The organism is Shinella sp. 1A1 (assembly GCF_055379515.1).
On sequence record NZ_AP039671.1, the window covers coordinates 2,630,791 to 2,655,058 of the forward strand.

The following is a 24,268-nucleotide window of genomic DNA, read 5'->3' on the forward strand; positions in this document are numbered from 1 at the left end:
CATGACCACGCAGCCGGACATCGTCATCATCGGATCGGGCATCGGCGGCTCCACCATGGCCGCCGCACTCGCCCCGACGGGCGCAAGGATCGTCATCCTCGAGGCGGGCGACCACCTGCCCGACCGCCCGGAGAACCGCGACCAGCGCGCGATCTTCCAGCGCGGCCATTTCCGCCCGAAGGAGATGTGGTACGAGGCCGACGGCACCGCCTTCAACCCCGGCAACTACTACAATGTCGGCGGCAATTCGAAGTTCTACGGCGCCGTTCTGGTGCGCTACCGGAAGGAAGATTTCGAGGAGATGCGCCACCGCGAGGGCGTCTCCCCCGCCTGGCCCTTCCCCTATGAGGAGCTGGAGCCGTGGTATTCGGCCGCGGAAAAGCTCTACAACGTGCGCGGCACGCTCGGCGAAGACCCGACCGAACCGCATCATTCCGCCCCCTACCCCTTCTCGCCCGTGCCGGACGAGCCGGCCATCGCGAGGGTCCGCGCGAAGATGAAGGCTAACGGGCTACATCCCTATTCCTTGCCGCTCGGCGTCGATATCGACCGCTGGCTCGCCAAGGCGAAGACGCCGTGGGATGCGCATCCGAACTGCAACGACGGCAAGATGGATGCGGAAAGCACGGCGCTTGCCGAAGCGCTGAAACATCCGAATGTCGAGCTGCGCACCAATTGCCGGGTGACACGGCTTGCCACCGCTCCGCATGGCCGCACCATCTCGACCGTGCACTACAAGCGTGGCGACACGGCGGAAAGCCTTTCGCCGAAGCTGGTGATCCTTTCGGCCGGCGCGGTGCAATCGGCCGTGCTGTTGCTGCGCTCTGCCTCGGAGGCCTTCCCGAAGGGGCTTGCCAACAGTTCCGACCAGGTCGGCCGCAACTTCATGAACCACAATTCGAGCGCCGTGATCGGCCTCTCGCCCTTCTACCGCAACGACTCCATCTACCAGAAGAGCTTCGGGTTCAACGACTACTACCTCTCGGACGGCAACGGCGGCCCGCCGCTCGGCAATGTACAGCTTCTCGGCCGCGTCTCGGGAAAGATCCTGAAGGCCAACATGCCCTCCATGCCGGAATGGCTGCTGGAGCAGGTGGCAGGCCGCGCCATCGATTTCTACGCGATGAGCGAGGACCTGCCGCATCCCGAAAGCCGCATCATGGTCGACCGCGACCGCATCGTCATGAAATGGACCCGCACCAACTGGCAGGCCCATCTCGACCTCGTGACGAAACTGAAAGGCGCGTTGAAGAAGGCGGGCTTCCCCATCGTTCTCGCCCGCGCCTTCGACAAACGCACGCCCTCGCATCAATGCGGCACCGTGCGCATCGGCAGCGATCCGGCGGACGCGCCGCTCGACATCTGGTGCCGCGCCCATGACCATCCGAACCTCTTCGTGGTCGACGCCTCCTATCTGCCGACCTCGGCCGCGGTGAACCCCGCGCTGACGGTCGCCGCGCAGGCACTGCGGGTGGCGAACCACATCCAATCGAGGGACCTTGCCGCATGACGACCGCACCCCGCCCCGTCGCCATCGTCACCGGCGGCCGCCGCGGCATCGGCCTCGGCATCGCCAGGGCCCTTGCCGCCGAAGGCTTCGATATCGCCATTACCGGCATCGGCGAGGCGGATGCCGCGACCGACGCCATGCTGGCCGAACTTGGCGCGCTCGGCGCCCGGGCGATCTACCTGAAAGGCGACCTTGCCGACGTTTCCGGCCATGCGGCGACAGTAGCAAGCATCGAAGACCGGCTCGGCGCCATCGGCTGCCTCGTCAACAATGCCGGCATCGCCTCCGTCGTGCGCGGCGATTTCCTCGATCTCGCGCCCGACAATTTCGACACCATCGTCGCGACGAACCTGCGCGGCACGGTCTTCTTCACCCAGGCCGTGCTGAAGGCGATGCTGCATTCGAAACAGGCGGCCGGCCCGCGCTCCATCATCAACATCACCTCTATTTCGGCTGGCCTCACCTCGCCCGAACGGCTCGACTACTGCATGACCAAGGCGGGCCTTGCCGCCTTCAGCCAGGGGCTGGCGCTGCGGCTCGCGGAAACCGGCATCTCCGTCTTCGAGATCCGCCCCGGCATCATTCGCTCCGAGATGACCGCCGGCGTCTCGGCGAAATACGACGCGCTCATCGAAAGCGGCCTCGTGCCGATGAAACGCTGGGGCGAGCCTGACGATATCGGCAACGCCGCGGCGGCGCTCGCCGCCGGCAAGTTCGCCTTCGCCACCGGCTCGGTGATCAATCTCGACGGCGGCCTCGCCATCGGGCGGCTCTAGGCCGCGCATTCTGAGGACAGAGCATGACCTATGACTATATCATCACCGGCGCGGGACCCGCCGGCTGCGTGCTGGCGAACCGGCTCTCGGAAGACCCTGATGTCCGCGTGCTGCTGCTGGAAGCCGGCGGCGGAGACTGGAATCCGCTGTTCCACATGCCTGCGGGCTTTGCCAAGATGACGAAGGGGGTGGCGAGCTGGGGTTGGGAAACCGTGCCGCAGAAGCACATGAAGGGCCGCGTGCTGCGTTATACGCAGGCCAAGGTCATCGGCGGCGGCTCCTCGATCAACGCCCAGCTCTATACCCGTGGCAACGCGGCGGACTATGATCTCTGGGCCAACGAGGACGGCTGCGAGGGCTGGAGCTACCGGGAGATCCTGCCCTATTTCAAGCGCGCCGAGGATAACCAGCGCTTCGCCGACGACTACCATTCCTATGGCGGACCGCTCGGCGTTTCCATGCCCGTCTCGGCCCTGCCGATCTGCGACGCCTATATCCGCGCCGGCCAGGAACTCGGCATTCCCTACAACCACGATTTCAACGGAAGCCAGCAGGCCGGCGTCGGCTTCTACCAGCTCACCCAGCGCAACCGCCGCCGCTCCTCCGCCTCCCTTTCCTATCTTTCGCCGATCAGGGATCGGAAGAACCTCACCATCCGCACCGGCGCCCGCGTGGCCCGCATCGTGCTGGAGGGAACCCGCGCCGTCGGCGTCGAGGTTGTGACGGGCAATAGCGTCGAGACGATCCGGGCGGAGCGCGAGGTGCTCGTCACGTCGGGCGCCATCGGCTCGCCCAAGCTGCTGCAGCAATCCGGTATCGGCCCGGCCGATCATCTGCGATCCGTCGGCGTCGAGGTGAAGCACGACCTGCCGGGCGTCGGCTCGAACATGCAGGACCATCTCGACCTCTTCGTCATCTGCGAATGCACCGGCGACCACACCTATGACGGCGTCGCGAAGCTGCACCGCACGCTCTGGGCCGGCCTGCAATATGTGCTCTTCCGCTCCGGCCCCGTCGCCTCCTCGCTCTTCGAGACGGGCGGCTTCTGGTATGCCGACCCGCAGGCCCGCTCGCCGGATATCCAGTTCCACCTCGGCCTCGGCTCCGGCATCGAGGCGGGCGTGGAGCGGCTGAAGAATGCCGGCGTGACCCTGAACTCCGCCTATCTCCACCCCCGCTCGAAGGGCACGGTGCGCCTCGCCTCCGCCGATCCCTCGGCCGCGCCGCTGATCGACCCCAACTACTGGGAAGACCCGCACGACCGGAAGATGTCGATCGAGGGGCTGAAGATCGCCCGCGAAATCATGCAACAGGCCGCGCTAAAACCCTATGTCATGGCCGAGCGCCTGCCCGGACCGAAATTCGCCACCGACGAGGACCTGTTCGAATACGGCTGCGCCAACGCCAAGACGGACCACCACCCGGTCGGCACCTGCAAGATGGGTACGGGCGCGGATGCGGTCGTCGGCCTCGATCTCAAGGTGCACGGGCTTGAAGGTTTGCGCGTCTGCGACAGTTCCGTCATGCCGCGCGTTCCTTCCTGCAACACCAATGCGCCGACCATCATGGTGGGCGAGAAGGGCGCCGACATCATCCGCGGCCTGCCGGCATTGCCGGCGCAGGTCTTTTCATATGAGCGCAACGACACGCGCCCGCGTGCCCGCGCCGATATCCGATAGGGGTTTGCCATGATCCGCCACTGCGTCTTCATCCGCTTCAAGCCGACCATCTCCGTCGCCTACAAGACCGAACTCTTCAACGAGATCGACGCCCTGAAGGATCGTCTGCCGGGCATGGTCGCCGTGCATATCGGCACCAATGTCAGCCCGGAAACGGGCATGGACAAGGGCTTCAGCGACGGCTTCATCGTCGACTTCGCCGACAGTTTTTCGCGTGACGCCTATCTGGAAGACCCGGAGCACAGGGAGACCGGCGCCCGGCTCGTCGCCGCCGCTGAAGGCGGCATTGCCGGCATCCTCGTCTACGATCTCGAAACCGACGATTAGACCCGGCCTACCCGGCGCGAAAGAACGCGCTCGAGCGCGGAAAAGGCATCGTAGATCAGCACCGCCAGCACCGCGACCACGAGGCCGCCCTGCAGCACGAAGGCGAGATTGTTGGATTGCAGGCCGGCGATGATGACCTCGCCGAGCGTGCGCGCCGCCACCGTCGAGCCGATGGTGGCCGTCGCGAGGCTGATCGTCACCGAAAGACGGATGCCGGCGAGAATGACCGGCAGGGCAAGCGGCAGTTCAACCTTGGTCAGCCGCTGCCATGTCGTCATGCCCGTGCCGCGCGCCGCCTCCATGATGGCGGGCGGCAGGGTGGAAAGGCCGGTCATGGCATTCTCGAAGATCGGCAGGAGGCCGTAGAGGAAGAGCGCGATCAGCGTCGGCTTCTCGCCGAAGCCGACGACGGGCACGGCCAGCGCCAGCACGGCGACCGGCGGAAAGGTCTGGCCGATATTCACGAGGCTGCGCGAGAGCGGCAGGAATTCCGCGCCGATCGGCCGCGTGACGAGGATGGCAAGGCCGACGGCGACGACGGTCGCGGCGAAGGTGGCTAGGAAGACCGTGGCGAGATGCGACAGCGTCAGCGACAGGAGGCTGCCCTGATTGTAGACCGCCGGCGCATTGGCCTGCACCAGCGGTTTCAGCAGCGGCTCGAAGAGCGCCGGCTGCACGAGGAACGTGACCAGCACGACAAGCACCGCGAAACGCAGCAGATTGGGCAGCAGGCGCCTCATTCCGGCCTCGCGGCACGGCGGGCAAGGCCGGCAAGCGTGACGCGGCCGATGGGCGCGCCATCGGGCCCGGCGACGGGCAACGCCTCCCGGCCGGACCAGAGCAGAGCGGACAGGGCATCGCGCTGGCTCGTCCCGGCCGCAAGCGGCTCGCCTTCGGCACTGCCGCTTTCCACGGCGTCGCCCACCGTGCCGATGGACAGCAACCGGAAGGGCCGCTCACCCGCGCCGATCAGCGTCTCCACGAAACCGGAGGCGGGCTTCACCAGCATTTCCGCGGGTCTGGCATATTGCACGATCCGCCCCTCGTCCATCACGGCGATCTTGTCCGCCAGATGGAACGCCTCTCCCATGTCGTGCGTGACGAGCACGATGGTCGTGCCGAAATGTTTCTGGATCGCCAGCAGGTCGTCCTGCGCCTTGGCGCGGATGACAGGGTCGAGCGCGCCGAAGGGTTCGTCCATCAGGAGGATGTTCGGCTCGGCGGCAAGCGCCCGGGCGACGCCGACGCGCTGTTGCTGGCCGCCCGAGAGCTCATGCGGATAGCGCGGGCCGAAGGCGGCGGGATCGAGCTGGAAGAGCGACAGCAGCTCCTCGACCTTGGCGTCGATGCGCGCCCTCTCCCAGCCGAGCAGCGACGGCACGGTGGCGATGTTCTCAGCAACCGTGCGGTGCGGGAAGAGACCGTGGCCCTGGATGGCGTAGCCGATGCGGCGGCGCAGCTCGTAGCCGGGAATGGCGGTGTTGGGCGCGCCGTCGATGCGGATTTCGCCAGAGCTCGGCTCGACGAGGCGGTTGATCATGCGCATCAGCGTCGTCTTGCCGGCGCCGGAGGTGCCGACGATGACGGTGATCGTATGCGGGGCGATGGTCATCGAGGCATTGTCGACGACGACCGTATCGCCATAGCGCTTGGTGATGCTGTCGATCTCGATCATGCGGCCCTGCCGGATCTGTTGCTGGAGATTTCCGTCGCGGCATCGAGCAGGACGGCGGCGGCGAAAGCGAGCGCGACGGTCGGCGCCGCGCCGAGCAGCACGAGGTCCATCGCCGTCTGGCCGATGCCCTGGAAGACGAAGACGCCGAAGCCGCCGCCGCCGATGAGGGCGGCGATGGTCGCAAGCCCGATATTCTGCACGAGCACGATGCGGATGCCGGTGAGGATGACCGGGAAGGCGAGCGGCAGCTCGACGCCGAAGAGCCGCTGGCGATCCGTCATGCCGATACCGCGCGCGGCGTCATCGGCATCGCGCGGCACGCCGGCAAGGCCGACCACCGTATTGGCGACCACCGGCAGCAGCGAGTAGAGGAACAGCGCGACGAAGGCGGGCGCGGCGCCAATGCCGCGAATGCCGATGGCCGCAGCCCCCGGCACATGCAGCGCGATCCAGCCTAACGGCGCGATCAGCAGGCCGAAAAGCGCAATCGACGGGATCGTCTGGATGATGTTCAGCACATTGAGCACGCCGGCCCTCAGCGCCTCCACCCGGTGACAGAGGATGCCGAGCGGCAGGCCGGCGAGCGTGGCGGCGGCGAGCGAGCCGAGCGCCAGCGCGACATGCCGCCCCGCCTCCAGCCAGAACGTATCGGCGCGATTCGCATATTCCTTCATGAGCGACAGGCCGTCCCAGGCGCCGGACATCAGGAGCGCCGCCGCCGCCAGCACGACGGCGGCAAGCAGCGCGATACGGGCATAGGGCGACAGCCTCAGCCGGGTGAGCGCATCGGCGGCCAGAAGCGTGAAGGCAAAGCCAGTAAGCCAGAAGCCGGAGGCCGGCGCGACGCGGGCATAGCTGTTTTCCGGCGGCGTGAGATGGCCGGCGGAAAGACCGATCAGGACGGCGAGCGCCAGAATGGCGGCAAGGCCGAGCAGGAGCCGTAGGACCGTTGGCGTCTTCAGGACGACGATGACGATGGCAACGGCGACGAAGGCGAGGAGCGCGGGCCCGAGCCCGCCGGGAAGCGCCTCGAGGATCGACCGGCCCTCGCCCGGCACGATGCGGTTGGCCCGGAAACTGGCGAAGGGCGCCAGAAAGGCGCCGTAGGCCAGCAATGCGGCGATCACCACGCCGAGCTTGTCGATCCTGAACGTCATGAATGCCTTTCGAAAGGCCCCTCGCCACGAAGGCGAAGGGCAAGGCCGGTTATTTCAGGAAGCCGTTCTTCTTGAGGAAGTCCTCGGCAACGGCCTTGGCCGGCTCGCCGCCCACCTGGACGCGGCCGTTCAGGTCCTGCAGCGTGACGAGATCGAGCTTCTCGAAGACCGGCTTCAGGAGGTCCTCGATCTGCGGATTGTCCTTCAGCACGGCTTCACGGATGATCGGCGCCGGCTGGTAGACCGGCTGGACGCCCTTGTCGTCCTCGAGCACGACGAGGCCGGACGGGGCGATGCCGCCATCGGTGCCGTAGACCATGGCGGCATTGGCGCCGTTCGTCTGGTTGGCGGCGGCCGAGATGGTCGCGGCCGTGTCGCCGCCCGAAAGGGTGATGAGCTGATCGGGCTTCAGGGTGAAACTGTAGGTCGTCTGGAAGGCCGGAAGCGCCGCGGCCGAATTGACGAATTCGGACGAGGCGGCGAGCACCACCTTGCCGCCGCCGGAGACGTATTTGCCGAAATCCGTCAGCGTCGCCAGCTTGTTCGGCTCGGCGACGTCCTTGCGCAACGCGATCGCCCAGGTATTGTTGGCCGGCGACGGCGTCAGCCAGACGATCTTGTTGGCGTCGAAGTCGAGCGTCTTGGCAAGCTCGTAGGCCTTGGTCGCATCCTTCCAGGCCGGGTCGTCGGCCTTTTCGAAGAAGAAGGCGGCATTGCCGGTATATTCCGGATAGATGTCGATCTCGCCGGCAATGATCGCCTTGCGCACGACCGGCGTCGCGCCGAGCTGCACCCGGTCCGTGGTCTGGATGCCATTGGCATTCAGCACGGCAAGGATGATGTTACCGAGCACCCCGCCTTCGGTGTCGATCTTGGAGGAGACGACGACCTGGGCCTGGGCGGCGCCGGCGGCAAGACCGAGCGCGAGGGCAGCTCCGAGGAATTTGACGGCTGGACGCATGGGATGACCTTTCGTGCTGTGCGGGAAATCCGGAATGGTATTTTCACCACGTTTGGAACGGCCCGTCGGGGCAAGGCATTTCATATATGGCAGGCAATCGCAAAAAATAGGCCGCACGAACACGATTAAGCGCGCGCGGCCAAAGCATTTTCAGGATCGCGCGAAGAGCGGCGATTGGCAATAGAAACACGTTGCAATCGCCGAAAGCATCCAACACTCTGGCGCGAGCTTCGTTTCCATATCGCCGCGTGGAGCCCCGCGCCGCAGGCATTGCATGGAGAGGCATCATGCGCACATTCGACGCCATCATCATCGGTGCAGGCCAGGCCGGCCCCTCCCTTGCCGGCCGGCTGACGGCTGCCGGAAGGACCGTGGCGCTCATCGAGCGGAAGCTCGTGGGCGGCACCTGCGTCAACACCGGCTGCATGCCGACCAAGGCTATGGTAGCGAGCGCCTATGCCGCCCACCTTGCCCGCCGCGGCGCAGAATACGGCGTGGTGACCGGAGACGTTTCCGTGGATTTCGCGAGGGTCATGGCGCGCAAGGACAAGGTGCGTTTCGACGCCCGCAAGGCCAACGAGGACTGGCTGGCGGGCATGAAGGGCCTCACCTCCATCCGCGGCCATGCCCGCTTCGAAAGCCCGAAGACCATCCGCGTCGGCGAGGAGCGGCTTTCGGCCGGGCAGATTTTCCTCAATGTCGGCGGCCGCGCCGTCGTGCCGGACTTTCCGGGTGTCGGCGAGGTGCCGCATCTCGACAATGCCTCGATGATGGAGCTCGACCGCCTGCCGGCGCACCTCGTCATCGTCGGCGGCAGCTATGTCGGGCTGGAATTCGCCCAGATGTTCCGCCGCTTCGGCTCCAGGGTGACGGTGGTCGAAAAGGGACCGCGGCTGATCTCGCGGGAAGACGAGGATGTCAGCGACGCCGTGCGCGACATCCTCGAACGCGAAGGCATCGCCATCCGCACCGGGGCGGAATGCATCCGCTTCGTCAGGAGCGGCAAGGATGTCGGTGTCGGCGTCGACTGCGCGGAAGGGGCGCCCGAGATCATCGGCTCGCATATCCTGCTCGCCACCGGCCGGCGGCCCAACACCGACGATCTCGGCCTCGACACGGCCGGAGTGGCGACCGACAAACGCGGCTACGTCATCGTCGACGACCGGTTGGAGACCAATGTGCCGGGCATCTTCGCCATGGGTGACTGCAACGGCCGCGGGGCCTTCACCCACACGGCCTACAACGATTTCGAGATCGTCGCCGCCAATCTGCTCGACAACGAGCCGCGCAAGGTGAGCGAGCGCATCCAGACCTATGCGCTCTACATCGATCCGCCGCTCGGCCGCGCAGGCATGAGCGAGACGGAGGCGCGCGGGACGGGCCGCAGGCTCCTCGTCGGCACGCGGCCGATGACACGCGTCGGCCGTGCGAAGGAAAAGGGGGAAACGCTCGGCTTCATGAAGGTAATCGCCGATGCCGGCACCGGGGAAATCCTCGGCGCCTCGATCCTCGGCACCGGCGGGGACGAGGCGGTGCAAAGCATTCTGGACGTGATGTATGCAGGCAAGCCCTACACCACAATCACCCACGCCATGCACATCCACCCCACCATCTCGGAACTGATCCCGACCGTATTCGGCGAGATGCGCCCGGCGGACTGAAACGCCCTGCCCGGCGCCCCGGCATCCTGCAAACCGGGCATCGCCTCGTCAGCAAATATTAAGTTGCGTCTGCCATCGTCCCTGACCGGCGGGTGTAAAAGTCCGGCGAGAGGGCAAGCGCGCGGAGACGAGCGAGACGCGATGACGGACCGGAATGCGCATTTCTCCTTCCGGGGGCTGGGATATTATATCCCCGCCATCGTCGTCGCTTTTGCCGTGCTCGCCGCCACCTTCCTCGCCGACGTGCAGAAGCGCCGGCTCGAGGAGGAATATCTGCGCTCCTCCACCACCGAACAGCTCGGCCTGCTGCGCTCCCGGCTCCTCGGCAACATCCTCGGCAACGTCAAGCTGGTCGAGGGCCTCATCGCGACCTTCTCGACCGAGCCCGGCATGTCGCAGCAGCGCTTCTCCGACCTTGCCGGCCGCATCTTCCGCGACGGCACCGAGCTGCGCAATCTCGCCATCGCGCCGGATTTCGTCGTCTCGCTCGTCTATCCGCAAAAGGGCAACGAGCGCAGCGTCGGCCTCGACTACCGCAAGAACGAGCGCCAGCGCGCCGCCGCGCTGCAGGTGCGGGCGCTCGATCGGCTGATCGTCACCGGCCCGGTCGATCTCGTGCAGGGCGGCCGCGGGGTCATCGCGCGCTATCCGATCCATGCCGGCACGGACAATGCATTTTTCGGCATCGCCTCCGCCGTGATCGACCTCGACAAGCTGCTCGCCGGCAGCGGCTTCAAGGACGACATGCGCCTTGCCGTGTCGATCTCCAGCCGGTCGCACGAGGGCGGGGACGCCCGGACCTTCTTCAGCACTCCGGCCCCGGTCGATACGGAGCCGGTGGTGATGACCATCGATATCGGTCATGAGGTCTGGACGGTTTCGGCCGCCCCCCTCAAGGGCTGGCGCCAGCCCTCGGCGAGCCTCGGGGCCTTCCGCGCCGGCCTTGCGCTGCTCGCCGTCATCATCGTCGCGCCGATGTTCTGGGTCGGCTACCTGATGAAGGACCGCCACCGCCACATCATCGCGCTGCAGGACCGGGAGGAGCGGCTCGAGACCGTCTCGCAGCGCCTGCAGCTCGCGCTCGACGCCTCGCGCGTCGGCGTCTGGGAATACGATTGCGAAAGCGGGGTCCTTGCCTGGGACCAGCGCATGCGCGAACTCTACAGCGTTCCCCCCTCCCAGCCGGTCTGTCGCTACGAGGACTGGCGCAAGGCGCTCCATCCCGACGATCTCAAGGAGGCCGAGCGGGCCTTCGCGACGGCGATCGAGATGGAACAGCCCTATATCACCGAATTCCGGGTGCTCGCGAAGGACGGCGGCGTCCGCCATATCCGCGCCCATGGCATGACCTATCGCGCCTCCTCCGGCGCCAAGCGCATCGTCGGCGCCAACTGGGACGTGACGGAGGACATCGAGCTGCAGGCCGAGCTGCTGAAGGCCAAGCTGACGGCCGAGGCGCAGAACCGCGCGCTGGAGGACGCCCGCCGCGCCATGGAGCACAACTCCCTGCACGACGCGCTGACCCGCCTGCCCAACCGCCGCTTCCTCGACCAGCAGCTCGCCCTTGCCGGCGACGACAACCGCCCGCTGACGCTGCTGCATATCGACCTCGACCGCTTCAAGGACATCAACGACACGCTCGGCCATGCCGCCGGCGACGAGGTGCTGAAACAGGCGGCCGGCGTGCTGCGCGCGCATGTGCCTGCCGAGGACTTCATCGCCCGCATCGGCGGCGACGAATTCGTGCTCCTGTCGCACCGCGATCCGGCCGCAGCCGATTTCCCCACCCTCTCCGCCCGCCTCATCGAGGCGATCAGCGAGCCCATGGCGATCGAGGGGCACGATTGCCGCATCGGCGCGAGCATCGGCATCGCCACGCGCAACGACGGGGAGGAATCCGCCGAACAGCTTCTCGTCAATGCCGACATCGCGCTCTACGAGGCCAAGCGCCGCGGCCGCAACCGCGTGGAAGCCTTCAACGACGAATTGCGCCTGCGCACCGTCGAGGTGAAGCGCCTCAGCGACGAGATCCTGCGCGGCCTGGAGCGCCAGGAGTTCCGTCCCTTCTTCCAGCCGCAGTTCGATGCCGAAACGCTGGAGATCGTCGGCGTCGAGGCGCTGGCCCGCTGGGAGCATCCGTCGCGCGGCTTCGTGCCGCCCGACGTCTTCCTGCCCGTCGCCGAAAGCCTCAATGTCGTGGCGCGGATCGACGAGGCGATCCTCGAGCAGGCCCTGTTCCAGACCATCCGCTGGGAGGGCCTCGGCCTCGATATCCCGCGCGTCTCCGTCAACGTCTCCTGCCAGCGCCTGCACGACGACGGGCTGGTCGAGAAGCTGAGGGCCATGAACATCCGCCCCGGCTCGCTGACCTTCGAGCTGCTGGAATCGATCTCCTTCGATGCCGCGGACGACGGGCTCAAGCGGGTGATCGAGGAGATCAAGGCGCTCGGCATCGACATCGAGATCGACGATTTCGGCAGCGGCCACGCCTCCATCGTCAGCCTCCTCGAACTCTCGCCCAAGCGGCTGAAGATCGACCGCCGGCTGGTGCAGCCGCTGCTGGAATCGGCCGCGCAGCAGAGCCTCGTCCAGTCCATCGTCGATATCGGCAAGGTGCGCGGCATCGAGACGGTCGCGGAAGGCGTCGAGACGATGGAGCATGCCGAACTCTTGCGCCGCCTCGGCTGCGATATCCTGCAGGGCTACGCCTTCGCGCGCCCGATGGCCTCCGACGATTTCCTCGCCTTCGCCACGGCACGCGCCTGGATGCCGGCGAACCCTACGCCGGCAAGAGCGAGCTGAGGACGTCGGCGACCGTGCGGCCGTCGTGCTGTCCGCGCTGCCAGGGATCCTCGAATTCCTCGACCACCGCCTCCGCGCCGAGCCGCAGGCAGGTCTCCGCCAACGCACCGTTGCCGAGATAGGCGAAGGCCCCGACGGTCTTCTCGAAGGGCAGGAGCTGGCGGTTCGCCAGCACATGGGTGAACGGGCGTGCATCCGCCCCGCCGCGCGCCTGCCAGAGCGCACCGGCGATATCGAGCATGCGGGCAAGGTCGAAGCCGCGGGTCTCCCGGCATTGCAGGATATTGCCGATGAAGACGCGGCGGGCATGCACGTTGCGGGCGATCGTCGGAACGATGCCCTCGACATGGAAATGCGGCAAGACGCTGGTGAAGAAGCTGCCCGGCCCGAAGACGATGGCGTCGGCGCTTTCGAGGCTTTCGAGCACGGCATCGTTGGCCGCCACGCTGCCGCCCGCCGCCGAAAGCGTGATCTCGCGGATGCCGGTGCGCCCGGCCTCCTCCTCCAGCGCCGTCACCCGGTGCTGGCCCTCTATGCGCGTGCCGTCGTTGAGGATGGCGGAAAGGTCGACCCCGCCCTCCGCCGTCGACGGCCAGACATGGCCGGCAATGTCGCAGAGCTTGCGGAAGACGAAGATGGCGGTGTTGATGTCGCTGTTATGCGCGAGATGCGCGCCGGTGAGGATGAAATTGCCGATGCTGCCGTTGCGGAAATCGAAATCCCTGCCGATCGCCGCGCGGAAGGTGCGCAGGTAGTTGAGGATGGCGCCGCGCAACCCCGGCTCCATGCGCTCCAGCAGCGGATGGCGGCCTTCGGCATAGAGTGCGAATTCCGTGCGGGCATCTTCCTGCGCGCCGCTGGTCAGGCGCGCATTGCACACCTTCACCACGTCGCCGGCGCGGCCCTCGCCATGCGCCATGGTCATCAGCGCCTGGCGGATGTCGCCGACGGCGAGCACGCCGAGGCTCTCGCGGATCACCTTCGAACTGCCGCCGCTATCCCAGGCCGGCACGATGCGGGTCAACCGCACCGGCTTGGAAAGAAGCGCCAGATTGGTCGTGCGGCAGGCGGTGCCGCCCGAAAAGAGCACGATATGCGGCAAGCGGCTCTCGGCCATCCCGTCTCCTGCGTTTGGATTTCAGCGTCTTGGTATAAGCCTCCCGCGGCGCGCTGAAAATGGCATTCATCGGCCCTTCCTCGACGATCTTTCATCCTTCGTCCCGTCTATCGATTGTCATCGTGCAAGGGCTCAAAAGCCGCCGGCGCCGCCTGTAAGCGGCCGCCGATGAGAAAAATATTTGCATTCGCCCAAATAAATCGCAGTTTTCTGCCCATCGTTTTTCATGGATTTCTGCGATTGATCGCCCATCGAACATGTGAGCCAGAAACGGAGTCCCCAAGATGAACTGGTTGAAGACCCTTGCCGCCGCCGCGGCCCTGCAGGCCGCCGCTCTCGCCCCTGCCTTTGCCGGTGAAAACCTCGCCGCCGTCCAGTCGGCCGGCGCGCTGAAGATCGGCACCGAAGGCACCTACGCCCCCTTCACCTACCATGACACGAACGGCAAGCTGGTCGGCTTCGACGTCGAGATCGGCGAGGCGGTCGCCAAGAAGCTCGGCGTGAAGGCCGAATTCCTGGAAGGCAAGTGGGACGGCCTGATCGCCGGCCTCGACGCCAACCGCTACGACGCCGTGATCAACCAGGTCGGCATCACCGAGGCGCGCAAGCAGAAATACGACTTCTCCGAGCCTTATATCGCCTCCAAGGCCGTGCTGATCGTGCGCGCCAACGACGACAGCATCAAGGGCTTCGCCGACCTCAAGGGCAAGAAGTCCGCCCAGTCGCTGACCAGCAATTTCGGCAAGCTTGCTGAAGGATCCGGCGCCGAGCTCGTCGGCACCGACGGCTTCGACCAGTCGATCCAGCTCGTCCTGACCGGCCGCGCCGACGCGACGATCAACGACAGCCTGTCCTTCCTCGACTTCAAGAAGCACAAGCCCGACGCCAATGTGAAGATCGCCGCCGAACAGGAAGGCGCCGACTATTCCGGCATCATCATCCGCAAGGGCGAGCCGGAACTGCTGGACGCGATCAACAAGGCACTCGCCGAGATCAAGGCCGACGGCACCTACAAGGCGATTTCGGACAAGTATTTCGGCCAGGACGTCTCGAAGTAATCTTCGACCGGCCGCTTCGCGCCGGCCTGTTCCTGACATATAGATAGACCGACGAACTGGCCGGGGATGACCCGGCCAGCCGCATTTCGGAGGATCGCCCCCGTGCCGCCCTGGCTTCAACTGATGCTGGACTCGCTTGCCCCCCTGCTCTGGGCCGCGCTCGTCTTCACCATTCCGCTCACCCTCGCCTCCTTCGTGCTCGGCCTCGCGCTCGGCCTGCTGACCGCCGTCGTGCGGCTCTTCGCCCCGCGGCCGTTCTCGGATGTCGCGCGGTTCTATGTCTGGGTGATCCGCGGCACGCCGCTCCTGGTACAGCTCTTCGTGATCTTCTACGGTCTGCCGAGCGTCGGCATCCTGCTCGACGCCTTCCCGGCGGCCCTCATCGGCTTCACGCTCAATGTCGGCGCCTATACGTCGGAGATCATCCGCGCCGTCATCTCCTCCGTGCCGCGCGGCCAGTGGGAAGCGGCCTATTCGATCGGCATGAGCTGGTCGCAGGCCATGCGCCGCACCATCCTGCCGCAGGCAACGCGCGTCGCCGTGCCGCCGCTGTCCAACACCTTCATCTCGCTGGTCAAGGACACCTCGCTCGCCGCCGCCGTCACGGTGCCGGAACTCTTCCAGACGGCCCAGCGCATCGTCGCCACCACCTACGAGCCGCTGATCCTCTATATCGAGGCCGCGCTGATCTACCTCGCGCTGAGCTCGGTGCTCTCGTCCCTGCAGGTACGGCTCGAAAAGCGCTTCGCCCGCTATGGCGGCTTCCTGGAGGCCCGCACATGATCGAACTCACGCATATCGAGAAACGTTTCGGCGACAATGTCGTGCTGCGCGACATCAGCCTGCGGCTGGCCGAAGGCACCGTGACGGCCCTCGTCGGCCCTTCCGGCGGCGGCAAGAGCACGCTCCTGCGCTGCATCAACCTCCTCGAAATCCCGACCGCGGGCTCGATCCGCCTCGGCGAGGAGAAGATCGATTTCGCCCCCGGCCGCAAGGTCGGCTGGGACGCTATCCAGAAGTTGCGCCGCCAGACCGGCATGGTCTTCCAGAACTTCCAGCTCTTCCCGCACCAGACCGCCATCGCCAACGTCATGGAAGGCCTCGTCACCGTGCTGAAATGGCCGGCCGACAAGGCGCGGGCCCGCGCGATGGAGCTTCTCGAAAAGGTCGGCATGGCGCACAAGGCCGACGCCTGGCCGGCGACGCTTTCGGGCGGCCAGCAGCAGCGCGTGGCCATCGCCCGGGCGCTCGCGCCCTCGCCGCGCGTCCTGCTGTGCGACGAGCCGACGTCGGCGCTCGACCCCGAGCTTGCCGAGGAAGTCGTGGAGGTCCTGAGCCGCCTTGCCCGTGAGGGAACGACCATGGTGATGGCGACCCACGACCTGCGTCTCGCCTCGCGCGTCGCCGATGCCGTCGTCTTTCTCGACGGCGGCGTGATCGTCGAGGAGGGCCCGCCTCGCGCCATCTTCTCGACACCCCAGCGGGATAGGACGAAGAAGTTCATCGCCTCGCTCAGCGCGCCGCAAAGCTACGACATATAGCGGCGGCGTACACGCAGCCTCACGTTACGGTAGCGATGAAATCCGGTCCGCGGCAGTTGCATCGAACCGGCGATTCGAGCACAGTGAAGGCATATTCCGATATCGTATGCCCCGGCATGCCCTCTAGGGGAGAAAGTATCATGACCAAGAAAACACCGAACCCGATCGACGTCTTCGTCGGCTCCCGCGTGCGCCTGCGCCGCCTGATGGTCGGCATGAGCCAGGAAGCGCTCGCCGATCGCCTGGGCGTGACCTTCCAGCAGGTTCAGAAATACGAAAAGGGCACGAACCGCATCAGCGCGAGCCGTCTGCAGGCGATCTCCGACGTCTTCCGCGTGCCGCCGAGCTTCTTCTTCCAGGACGACGAGAACGCCGTTCCGACCGCGGGCGTCGCCCACGAGACCGGCGACGTCTCCACCTTCGTCTCCTCCAAGGAAGGCCTCGATCTCAACCGCGCCTTCCTGAAGATCGACGATGCCGGCGTGCGCAAGTCTATCATCGCGCTGGCGACCGCGCTCTCCAAGGCAAGCGCCGGAGCGGAAGCGGGCGAACGTGCGGACAGCGCATCGGAACTGCGGATCTGATAGCACATGCCGGCGCAGCTTCAGACGCTGGGCCATCTTCGCCTGCTCGACGAGGGCGGTAACGACATCGTCTTTCCCGAAAAGGCGCTGCTGATCCTCTGCTATCTCAAGACGCGCGGCCTGACGGAAATGCCGAGGGCCGACGCGGCGAGCCTTTTCTGGGACGACGGCAACGCTGCCGCCGCCTTTGCCAGCCTGCGGCAGACCGTCTCGCGCGCCCAGAAGCGGCAGCGCGATCTCGGCCGCGCCTATCTCGCCTTCACCGACGCCGCCATCGCGCTCGGGCCGGATCCGGTCGAAAGCGATGTCGCAAAGCTGCGGCAGGATGCGGGCCTTGCCGTTCTGGCGGGCCTCCTTACCGAGGATTTCCTCAAGCACGTCAAGCCGGTCAACCGCGCGCTCGTCAACTGGATCGCGCTGCAGCGGACGGCCCATATGGCGCTGCTGCGCCAGGCCCTGCTCGACAGGGCGGCCGACAGCGGCGCCGCACGGCAGGTCCGCTCGTCCGCCGCCCTCCGCCTGCTGGAGGCCAATCCGCAGGACGAGGAGGTGCGCGCGGTCCTCACCGGCCGGCCGGCAACGCCGGCGGCGCTCATGACCGTCCAGCCGTCCATGCAGATCCTGACGCCGGATGAAGCCGGCATCGCGCTGCCGCGGCAGAACCCGCCCCGCGTCGTGCTGCTGCCGCCGGCCACGGCGCATGGCTCGCGCGCGGCGGCGCGCTTTGCCGAGGCCCTGATCGAGGACGTGACGATCGGGCTCTGTGCGCTGCGCTCGATCTCGATCATCGCCCCGCACACCGCCGCGCAGATCTCGCGGCAGGCGGACCGGGCCACCACCTACGAACGCCACAAGATCAGCTATATCCTGGAAACGCGCCTGCGCGACGAGGGCGACGGCCACACGCTCTTCGCCCAGCTCATCTTCTTCGGCAGCGACGAGGTCATCTGGGCCGAGCGCTTTCCGCTGTCGGCCGAGGGGCTCGCCCGCTCCCGCCAGATGATCGCCCACCAGATCGCCGGTGCCATCGCCACGGAGATCGAACACAACGAGCTGGTGCGCGGCGATTACGAGCGCAACGCCGATGCCTACCGCACCTTCCTCGTCGGCCAGGGTCAGTTGAAGAACCTCGACCTGCGCGACATCCGCCGCGCCCGCAAGAGCTTCCGCGAGGCGCTGCAGACGAGCGCCGATTTCGCACCCGCCCTCGGCGGCCTCGCCCGAAGCTACTTCCTCGAATGGCTGGTGACCGCGCGCGGCGACGGTGAATTGCTGCAGCAGGCGGAGGACTATGCGGCGCAGACCATCAGGACCGACGAGCGGCTGCCCTCCGGCTACCGCGAGCTCGGCGTCGTGAAGCTCTACGCCCGCCAGTTCGACGAAAGCGCCGCCTATCTCGACCAGGCCGAGGCACTGAGCCCGCACCATGCCAATGTCATCGCGAGCTATGCCGATACGCTGGTGCAGGCGTCCCGGCCGGATCTCGGCCTCCGGAAGATCGAGCACGCCATCGACCTCAACCCGCTCTCGCCCGACGAATATTTCTGGACCGCCGCCGGTGCCAGCTATTCGCTCGGCCTCTACGAGCAGGCGCTCGACTATATCGCCCGCATGAAGGACCGCACGCCGGTCGACCGTCTTTCGGCCGCATGCTGGAGCATGCTCGGGGACATGAAGAAAGCGCGGCATTTCGTGCGCCGCACCTACGTCGTCCATCCGAACTTCGACGTCGAGGCCTGGATGAAGATCGTCCCCTTCAAGGAAGAGTGGCAACGACAGCAGTATTACGAAGGCCTGAAAAAGGCGGGGTTCTGAGCATTCAACCGAACGAGAGAGGGACTGAACATGGCGCGACTGGTTGTTTTGGGCATTGAGGGAGATGACGGGCTCTGGGTCGCGGACCTCGATGCCGGCACGGTGACGCAGATCGGCGTTCCCTCGGGCGGCGCGTTGAAGGCCGCGGACGATCTGCGCAAGGCCGGCGCGACGATCACCAAGGGCGTGAACCTTGCCGCCCTCGCCTCCTCGGCGGATGCTGTTTCCGGCGGCTTCATGGATGTCTCGGGCGGATTCATGGACGCTTCCGGCGGCTTCATGGACAAGTGAGCCGGCCCTGTTCCGACCGGATCTGCGGCCCGGAGGAGACCTGGAGCCGGATCGGGGCGCTGCTGCCCCGGTTCGGCATTACCCGGCTTTCCCGCCTGACGGGGCTCGACCGCCTCGGCATCCCGGTCTGGAATGCGGTGAGCCCCAATGCCCGCTCGATCGTCATCAACCAGGGCAAGGGCATCACGGATATCGACGCGAAAGTCTCCGCCGCCATGGAGGCGCTGGAGCGAGCCGTCGCCGGCGACCCGCTCGTGCGCGCACGCCGCTCCTCCCGCCGCGCCTTCTCTGAGGCGAGGGAAACGTGCCTGCCGCTCGACATCTTCATAGCGGCCGGCCAGCCCTTCGTCGGCGAGGACGAGGTGATCGACTGGCTGGCAGGACACGACGTCGCGACGGGCGAGCGCATCTGGGTGCCGCGCGAGGCGGTGATCCTCGACCGCACGGAGGAAACGCCGCGCTTCTGGCAATCCTCGGACGGTCTGGCCTCCGGCAATTCGGAAACCGAGGCGATCCTGCATGGCCTGCTGGAGCGCATCGAGCGCGATGCCGATCGCTTGTGGCGTCTGCTTCCCCGGCAAAAGCGTCTTGCGGCGGCGATAGACCCGGCGCATATCGCGGACCCCGTCGCCGAAGCGCTTGTCGCGCGCTTTAGGGAAGCGGGGCTGGACCTTCGCCTCTTCGACATCACCAGCGACCTTGCCGTGCCCACCTATGCGGCGGTGCTTGCCGAAGCCGGCATCCTTGCCCGCAGGCAGCCGCTGTTCCATGACGTGACGATCGGCTACGGCACCCATCCCGTCGCGGCACGCGCTGTCATCCGCGCGCTGACGGAGGTCGCGCAATCGCGCCTCACCTATATCAGCGGCGCGCGGGACGATCTCTTCGCCGAGACCTTCAGCCGCCCGCTCGCGGCGGAAACCCGCACCCTTTTCGAGGCAGCGCCCGGCGCCGCCCCAACCTATCCGGCGCCGGAAGGCGATGCCGCCGGATTGCTTGAGTGGTGCCTCAAAAAGCTTGCCGCCGGTGGCATCGCGCCGGTCGTGGCGGTGCCGCTCGGCGATGCGTCGCTGCCCGTTTCCGTGGTCAAGATGATCGTGCCGGCGCTTGAGAATCCGGAAGGCGCGCGCCGGCATGCCGTCGGCCCGCGCGCCCTCTCGCGCATGCTGTTCGCAATGCCATGAAGATCATCTTCGTCGGCCCCAGCCTGCCGGAGGTCGCCACGCTTTGCGGCCACGGCATCGAGGTTCGCCCGCCCGCGGCCCATGGCGACGTGCTCGCGGCGACTAGGGCCGGGGCCACCGCCATCGGCCTGATCGACGGCAATTTCGAACATGTCGCCCCCGTCTGGCACAAGGAAATCCTCCACGCGCTGGAGACGGGCGTCGCCGTCTTCGGCGCGGCGAGCATGGGCGCGCTCCGCGCGGCCGAATGCGACAGCTTCGGCATGATCGGCATCGGCCGCATCTACGAGGACTATGCCAGCGGCCGGCGCGTCGACGACGCGGATGTCGCCCTGCTGCACGGCCCGGCCGAACTCGGCTATCCCGCCCTTTCGCTACCCATGGTCAATGTCGATGCGACGCTGGATCGCCTCGGCGATATCCAGGCCATTGATAAGGCTCACATATCAAGCCTGCGCGCAGCCGCATCCGCTCTCTTCTACAAGAAACGGACCTGGGCGGCGATCGTGGAAAGAGCCGGACTGACCGCGTTCCGCAAGGATTTCCTGCAACTTTTCCATGTAGAAACGGTAAACCGGAAACGCGAGGACGCCCTCGCCCTGCTGCAGGCCCTTCACGATTTCCAGCCGCAAAGCCCTGCAAAACGCGCGGGCTGGACGTTCCGGGCCACCTCGCTCTGGCGCACCGCCGCCCATCAACCCAAAACGCAGTAGAACGTGCAATTTCCCATTCCGCGTGTGTCACGCCTGAGTCACGCGCGAAAAGGGCGCGTCACGCCTATACTTTGTGCAGGGCTTGAGAAATTGCGGGGGCGCAAGACATGAGAATCGAAACGAACGAGGTCGAAGACCGGGGCAACGAACTGATGGCGCTGGCGCGTCTTGTCGCCTTCGCGCTGGAATCGGCGAAGACACTGGATGCCGAAATCGTCGAGTTCTGTCTGGACAAGGCATTGCGGGCCGTGCTGGACGAGATCGACGAACCGTCCCGCATGACGCTGACCACGAACGACATCATGCTGATGAACCGGTCGGCGCTCTGCTGACCGGCTGAAGCCGGCCGCCGTTCCTCCACGGCGCCGATCGCGTCGGCGGCCCGAACCAGGCGGGCCGCCGCCGATCCTCGCGGCCGCTTCAACGATAGTGCGGACAGGGCCTCCAGTATCGCGTGCGGCAGAGCTTCTTTGCCGCTACCGATTGCCGCTGGCGCCCGCAAAAGACCATCCTTCCCTTCCTCCATCGGTCGGCACCGTTTACGGAAGCTGCCGAACCGATGCGGAGGCGGCATGGACAGCAAGGAACAGCGGAGCGGCCCGGCCGCCGGCCAAAGATGAGCGCGCTTGCCGCCTATGGCGGCCTCTTCCTCGCCGCCCTGATCGCCGCCACCATCCTGCCCGCCCAGTCGGAGGCGGTGCTGGCCGGCCTGCTGGCCTCGAAGAGCTACACGCCCGCCCTGCTCATCCTCGTCGCCGGCATCGGCAACGTGCTGGGCTCGGTGATCAACTGGCTGCTCGGCCTTGGCATCGAGCGCTTCCGCGATGCCCGCTGGTTTCCCGTCTCCACGAAATCGCTGGAGCGTGCCGGAAACTGGTATCGCCGCTATGGCTGGTGGAGCCTGCTACTCAGCTGGATGCCCGTCATCGGCGATCCGCTGACGGTCGCGGCCGGCATCATGCGCGAGCCCTTCGGCCGCTTCCTCCTCGTCGTCTCGCTCGCCAAGTTCGGCCGCTACATCGCGCTTGCCGCCGTCGTGCTGCACTGGCTTTGAACTTTTTTCGCAAGGCGATGGAATGAGCGTCGCCCGGCGCTCGTATATTGGGGCATGAACGGAAAGACACCCGGCTTCAACGTGATCGGACAGCTTGCGGCGCTGAGGCGCTACGCCCTGTCGCTCGTCCGCAATCCGGACGAGGCGGAAGACCTCGTGCACGACGCGCTGGTGAAAGCCTATGAGCGGCAGTCGACCTTCCGCACCGGCGCGAATGTCCGCAACTGGCTGATGTCGATCCTGCACAATGCCCATATCGACCGCCTGCGCCAGCGCCGCTCGCAGGAGCGTCGCAACGATGCGGCGGCCGAGATCGCGGAGACCTCCGCGCCGGCCAACCAGGATCATTCGGTGCGGCTCACCCAGCTGCGCAACGCCTTCTTCGGCCTGCCGGAGGAGCAGCGCGCGGCGCTGCATCTCGTCGCCATCGAGGAGCTTTCCTATCAGGAGGCCGCCGATACGCTCGGCATTCCGGTCGGCACGCTGATGTCGCGCGTCGCCCGCGCCCGCCAGCGGCTGCGCAGCTTCGAACAGGGCGGCAGTGCCGCACCCGTCACCCATCTCAGGATTGTCGGAGGCACCGGCGATGACAAGCAATGACCCCATCCTCGAAACCGACCTCAACGCCTATGTCGACGACCAGCTCGCCGTCGGCCGGCGCATCGAGGTCGAGGCCTATCTCTCCGAACGGCCGGAAGTGGCCGCGCAGATCATGAAGGACCTGCGCGTGCGCGACGAACTGCGCCTCGCGCTCGCCGACCATCGCACGGTGACACGGCAGGAAACCCGCGAGGCCGCGCGGCTTCTGGAACGGGCGCTGTCGCATCGCCGCGTCTTCTCCGTCTTCCGCCGCGCCGCCGCCATCGCGCTCTTCATCGCGGCGGGCTGGGTCGCCCATGCGGCGCTCGGGCCCTTCGGCGCGACGCAGGTCGTCGCCTCCACGCCGCCGCCCGCCTTCGTCGAGGAGGCCGTGCGCGCGCACCGGACGACGCTGCTGCGCGACAGCATGACCTCGCAGCCGGAAATCGAGACCTTCGACCCGGCGGAGATCCGCTCGGCGACGGCCATCGTGCTGCCGGACCTGCCGAAGGGCTGGACCGTCATCGACACGCAGGTCTTCCCCTCCGCCTACGGCCCAAGCGTCGAGCTGGTGCTGGAGCCGGCGAAGGGAGAGCGCCTGTCGCTCTTCGCCGTGCGCCCCGGCTCCTTTGCCGTGCAGCACGTCCTGCTCTTCCATGCCGACAACGCCCGGGCCGCCTATTGGCAGATCGGCGACGCCGCCTATGCGCTGGTGTCGGAAAGCCGCAAGGCCGACGACCTGGCGGACACCGCGCGGGACCTTTCCCGCACGCTCTACTGATCAACCGCTTCCAGACCGAAGGAGATTTTCGATGGAACCCGTACAACAGCGTTTCGGCTACGGCGCGCAGGCACAGTCCGCCGCCCTCTTCGACGAGGGCCTGCGCCAGCACATGTTGCGCGTCTACAACTACATGGGCGCCGGCCTCGTCATCACCGGCCTCATCGCCTTCGTCGTCGGCTCGACGCCGGCGCTCTATGTGCCGATCTTCTCCTCGCCGCTGAAATGGGTGGTGATGCTGGCGCCGCTCGCCTTCGTCCTGTTCTTCTCGTTCAAGATCCAGACCATGTCGGCCAGCGCCGCGCAGATGACCTTCTGGGCCTTCTGCGCCGTCATGGGCCTGTCGCTCGCCTCGGTGTTCCTCGTCTTCACCGGCATGAGCATCGCCCGCACCTTCTTCATCGCCGCCACCATGTTCGGCGCCACCAGCCTCTACGGCTACGTGACGAAGCGCGACCTCTCGAAGTTCGGCTCGTTCCTGATGATGGGCCTCATCGGCGTGATCATCGCCTCCATCGTCAACATCTTCCTCGGCTCCAGCGCCCTGCAGTTCGCCGTCTCGGTGATCGGCATCCTCGTCTTCGTCGGCCTCACCGCCTGGGACACGCAGAACATCAAGGAGCAGTATGCGGAAAATATCGGCCACGAGTCGCAGCAGAAGATGGCCGTGTTCGGCGCGCTGTCGCTCTACCTCAACTTCGTCAACATCTTCCAGCTCCTGCTGAATTTCACCGGCGAGCGCGAATAGTTTTCGCAAGCGATTTCAAGAGGAACGGCGGAGCAATGCTCCGCCGTTTTCTTTTTGCCCGCAGGCCAAAAAGTAAGTAATTACTTACTTATTTTTCTCCGTTGACAAATCGCCTCCCAGCGTCTTTGCTTGGGACATTCACCAGGGGGGTCCCGACAAGGGGCTGAGATACTGCTGGCATTCGCAGCGCAGTGACCCGTTGAACCTGATCCAGTTCATACTGGCGTAGGGACGGTGCAAGCGCTGTGGCAGGCT

Annotated in this window: 24 protein-coding genes and 1 riboswitch; of the genes, 19 read left to right on the plus strand and 5 right to left on the minus strand. The window is 66.4% G+C overall.

The annotated features are described in order from the left end of the window. The first annotated feature begins 1 nt into the window (after position 1). The 4 genes from ACZ48C_RS12895 to ACZ48C_RS12910 are packed head-to-tail and all read left to right on the plus strand — an operon-like array spanning position 2 to position 4,292. Positions 2 to 1,510, plus strand: a complete 1,509-nt coding sequence (locus ACZ48C_RS12895) for a GMC oxidoreductase (RefSeq protein WP_464781327.1) — start codon at positions 2 to 4, stop codon at positions 1,508 to 1,510. Beyond that, on the plus strand, positions 1,507 to 2,286 hold the full coding sequence (locus tag ACZ48C_RS12900) for a 3-ketoacyl-ACP reductase (RefSeq protein ID WP_464781328.1): 780 nt from the start codon (positions 1,507 to 1,509) through the stop codon (positions 2,284 to 2,286). Before ACZ48C_RS12895 ends, ACZ48C_RS12900 begins: the two co-directional genes overlap by 4 nt. Before the next feature lie 23 nt (positions 2,287 to 2,309). After that, a complete protein-coding gene (locus ACZ48C_RS12905; protein ID WP_464781329.1) occupies positions 2,310 to 3,965 on the plus strand; it encodes a GMC family oxidoreductase in 1,656 nt (551 codons plus the stop codon). Positions 3,966 to 3,974: 9 nt separating this feature from the next. Beyond that, the gene (locus ACZ48C_RS12910; RefSeq protein ID WP_242218250.1) at positions 3,975 to 4,292 is read left to right on the plus strand and encodes a Dabb family protein; all 318 of its coding nucleotides are present in this window, start codon (positions 3,975 to 3,977) and stop codon (positions 4,290 to 4,292) included. Here ACZ48C_RS12910 and ACZ48C_RS12915 read toward each other — a convergent pair. From ACZ48C_RS12915 to osmF, 4 genes are read right to left on the minus strand one after another with little or no spacing between them, the layout of a single operon-like run. After that, the gene (locus tag ACZ48C_RS12915) at positions 4,289 to 5,032 is read right to left on the minus strand and encodes an ABC transporter permease (protein ID WP_464781330.1); all 744 of its coding nucleotides are present in this window, start codon (positions 5,030 to 5,032) and stop codon (positions 4,289 to 4,291) included. The two genes, ACZ48C_RS12910 and ACZ48C_RS12915, sit on opposite strands and share 4 nt — an antisense overlap. After that, on the minus strand, positions 5,029 to 5,967 hold the full coding sequence (locus ACZ48C_RS12920) for an ABC transporter ATP-binding protein (RefSeq protein ID WP_464781331.1): 939 nt from the start codon (positions 5,965 to 5,967) through the stop codon (positions 5,029 to 5,031). Before ACZ48C_RS12920 ends, ACZ48C_RS12915 begins: the two co-directional genes overlap by 4 nt. Beyond that, positions 5,964 to 7,124: an ABC transporter permease gene (locus ACZ48C_RS12925; protein WP_464781332.1), complete on the minus strand. Its 1,161-nt coding sequence runs from the start codon at positions 7,122 to 7,124 to the stop codon at positions 5,964 to 5,966. The genes ACZ48C_RS12920 and ACZ48C_RS12925 overlap by 4 nt, the downstream gene beginning before the upstream one ends. A 49-nt stretch (positions 7,125 to 7,173) precedes the next feature. Continuing rightward, the gene (gene osmF, locus ACZ48C_RS12930; RefSeq protein ID WP_318909950.1) at positions 7,174 to 8,085 is read right to left on the minus strand and encodes a glycine betaine ABC transporter substrate-binding protein OsmF; all 912 of its coding nucleotides are present in this window, start codon (positions 8,083 to 8,085) and stop codon (positions 7,174 to 7,176) included. A 284-nt stretch (positions 8,086 to 8,369) separates the two neighbouring features. Here osmF and ACZ48C_RS12935 point away from each other — a divergent pair, with 284 nt between their 5' ends. After that, the gene (locus tag ACZ48C_RS12935) at positions 8,370 to 9,746 is read left to right on the plus strand and encodes an FAD-containing oxidoreductase (protein ID WP_464782810.1); all 1,377 of its coding nucleotides are present in this window, start codon (positions 8,370 to 8,372) and stop codon (positions 9,744 to 9,746) included. Between the two features lie 141 nt (positions 9,747 to 9,887). Beyond that, positions 9,888 to 12,548 carry a bifunctional diguanylate cyclase/phosphodiesterase gene (locus ACZ48C_RS12940; RefSeq protein WP_464781333.1) on the plus strand — a complete coding sequence of 887 codons (2,661 nt, stop codon included), beginning with the start codon at positions 9,888 to 9,890 and terminating at the stop codon, positions 12,546 to 12,548. On the opposite strand, the gene ACZ48C_RS12945 is transcribed toward ACZ48C_RS12940, so the two are convergent. Continuing rightward, positions 12,526 to 13,665 carry a gluconeogenesis factor YvcK family protein gene (locus ACZ48C_RS12945; protein ID WP_464781334.1) on the minus strand — a complete coding sequence of 380 codons (1,140 nt, stop codon included), beginning with the start codon at positions 13,663 to 13,665 and terminating at the stop codon, positions 12,526 to 12,528. The genes ACZ48C_RS12940 and ACZ48C_RS12945 overlap by 23 nt on opposite strands. Positions 13,666 to 13,949: 284 nt before the next feature. Between ACZ48C_RS12945 and ACZ48C_RS12950 the strand changes: the two genes are divergently transcribed. The 13 genes from ACZ48C_RS12950 (at position 13,950) to ACZ48C_RS13010 (ending at position 24,013) form a co-directional block, all read left to right on the plus strand. Further along, the gene (locus ACZ48C_RS12950; RefSeq protein ID WP_464781335.1) at positions 13,950 to 14,723 is read left to right on the plus strand and encodes an amino acid ABC transporter substrate-binding protein; all 774 of its coding nucleotides are present in this window, start codon (positions 13,950 to 13,952) and stop codon (positions 14,721 to 14,723) included. A 102-nt stretch (positions 14,724 to 14,825) separates the two neighbouring features. Then, positions 14,826 to 15,506: an amino acid ABC transporter permease gene (locus tag ACZ48C_RS12955; RefSeq protein ID WP_119256550.1), complete on the plus strand. Its 681-nt coding sequence runs from the start codon at positions 14,826 to 14,828 to the stop codon at positions 15,504 to 15,506. Beyond that, positions 15,503 to 16,264 (plus strand): amino acid ABC transporter ATP-binding protein, encoded by a 762-nt coding sequence (locus ACZ48C_RS12960; protein WP_415213850.1) that lies wholly within the window; start codon positions 15,503 to 15,505, stop codon positions 16,262 to 16,264. Before ACZ48C_RS12955 ends, ACZ48C_RS12960 begins: the two co-directional genes overlap by 4 nt. A gap of 140 nt (positions 16,265 to 16,404) precedes the next feature. Then, positions 16,405 to 16,848, plus strand: coding sequence for a helix-turn-helix domain-containing protein (locus ACZ48C_RS12965; protein ID WP_119256548.1), 444 nt, complete (start codon positions 16,405 to 16,407; stop codon positions 16,846 to 16,848). 6 nt (positions 16,849 to 16,854) lie between these two features. Next, the gene (locus ACZ48C_RS12970; RefSeq protein WP_464781336.1) at positions 16,855 to 18,663 is read left to right on the plus strand and encodes a hypothetical protein; all 1,809 of its coding nucleotides are present in this window, start codon (positions 16,855 to 16,857) and stop codon (positions 18,661 to 18,663) included. A 30-nt stretch (positions 18,664 to 18,693) separates the two neighbouring features. After that, the gene (locus ACZ48C_RS12975) at positions 18,694 to 18,954 is read left to right on the plus strand and encodes a hypothetical protein (RefSeq protein ID WP_119256546.1); all 261 of its coding nucleotides are present in this window, start codon (positions 18,694 to 18,696) and stop codon (positions 18,952 to 18,954) included. Next, positions 18,951 to 20,138, plus strand: a complete 1,188-nt coding sequence (locus tag ACZ48C_RS12980) for a YcaO-like family protein (RefSeq protein ID WP_464781337.1) — start codon at positions 18,951 to 18,953, stop codon at positions 20,136 to 20,138. Before ACZ48C_RS12975 ends, ACZ48C_RS12980 begins: the two co-directional genes overlap by 4 nt. Further along, entirely contained in the window at positions 20,135 to 20,851 is a 717-nt protein-coding gene (locus ACZ48C_RS12985; protein ID WP_464781338.1) for a TfuA-like protein, read from the plus strand. The genes ACZ48C_RS12980 and ACZ48C_RS12985 overlap by 4 nt, the downstream gene beginning before the upstream one ends. A gap of 107 nt (positions 20,852 to 20,958) precedes the next feature. Next, positions 20,959 to 21,183 (plus strand): hypothetical protein, encoded by a 225-nt coding sequence (locus ACZ48C_RS12990; protein WP_119256543.1) that lies wholly within the window; start codon positions 20,959 to 20,961, stop codon positions 21,181 to 21,183. Positions 21,184 to 21,467: 284 nt separating this feature from the next. After that, positions 21,468 to 21,905: a YqaA family protein gene (locus ACZ48C_RS12995; RefSeq protein ID WP_464781339.1), complete on the plus strand. Its 438-nt coding sequence runs from the start codon at positions 21,468 to 21,470 to the stop codon at positions 21,903 to 21,905. A 54-nt stretch (positions 21,906 to 21,959) separates the two neighbouring features. Beyond that, positions 21,960 to 22,505, plus strand: a complete 546-nt coding sequence (locus ACZ48C_RS13000) for a sigma-70 family RNA polymerase sigma factor (protein WP_464781340.1) — start codon at positions 21,960 to 21,962, stop codon at positions 22,503 to 22,505. Next, on the plus strand, positions 22,492 to 23,265 hold the full coding sequence (locus ACZ48C_RS13005) for an anti-sigma factor family protein (RefSeq protein ID WP_318909961.1): 774 nt from the start codon (positions 22,492 to 22,494) through the stop codon (positions 23,263 to 23,265). The genes ACZ48C_RS13000 and ACZ48C_RS13005 overlap by 14 nt, the downstream gene beginning before the upstream one ends. Positions 23,266 to 23,296: 31 nt before the next feature. After that, positions 23,297 to 24,013 (plus strand): Bax inhibitor-1/YccA family protein, encoded by a 717-nt coding sequence (locus tag ACZ48C_RS13010; RefSeq protein WP_313193268.1) that lies wholly within the window; start codon positions 23,297 to 23,299, stop codon positions 24,011 to 24,013. Positions 24,014 to 24,146: 133 nt separating this feature from the next. Continuing rightward, a riboswitch (TPP riboswitch) is annotated at positions 24,147 to 24,263 on the plus strand. Positions 24,264 to 24,268: the final 5 nt, after the last annotated feature.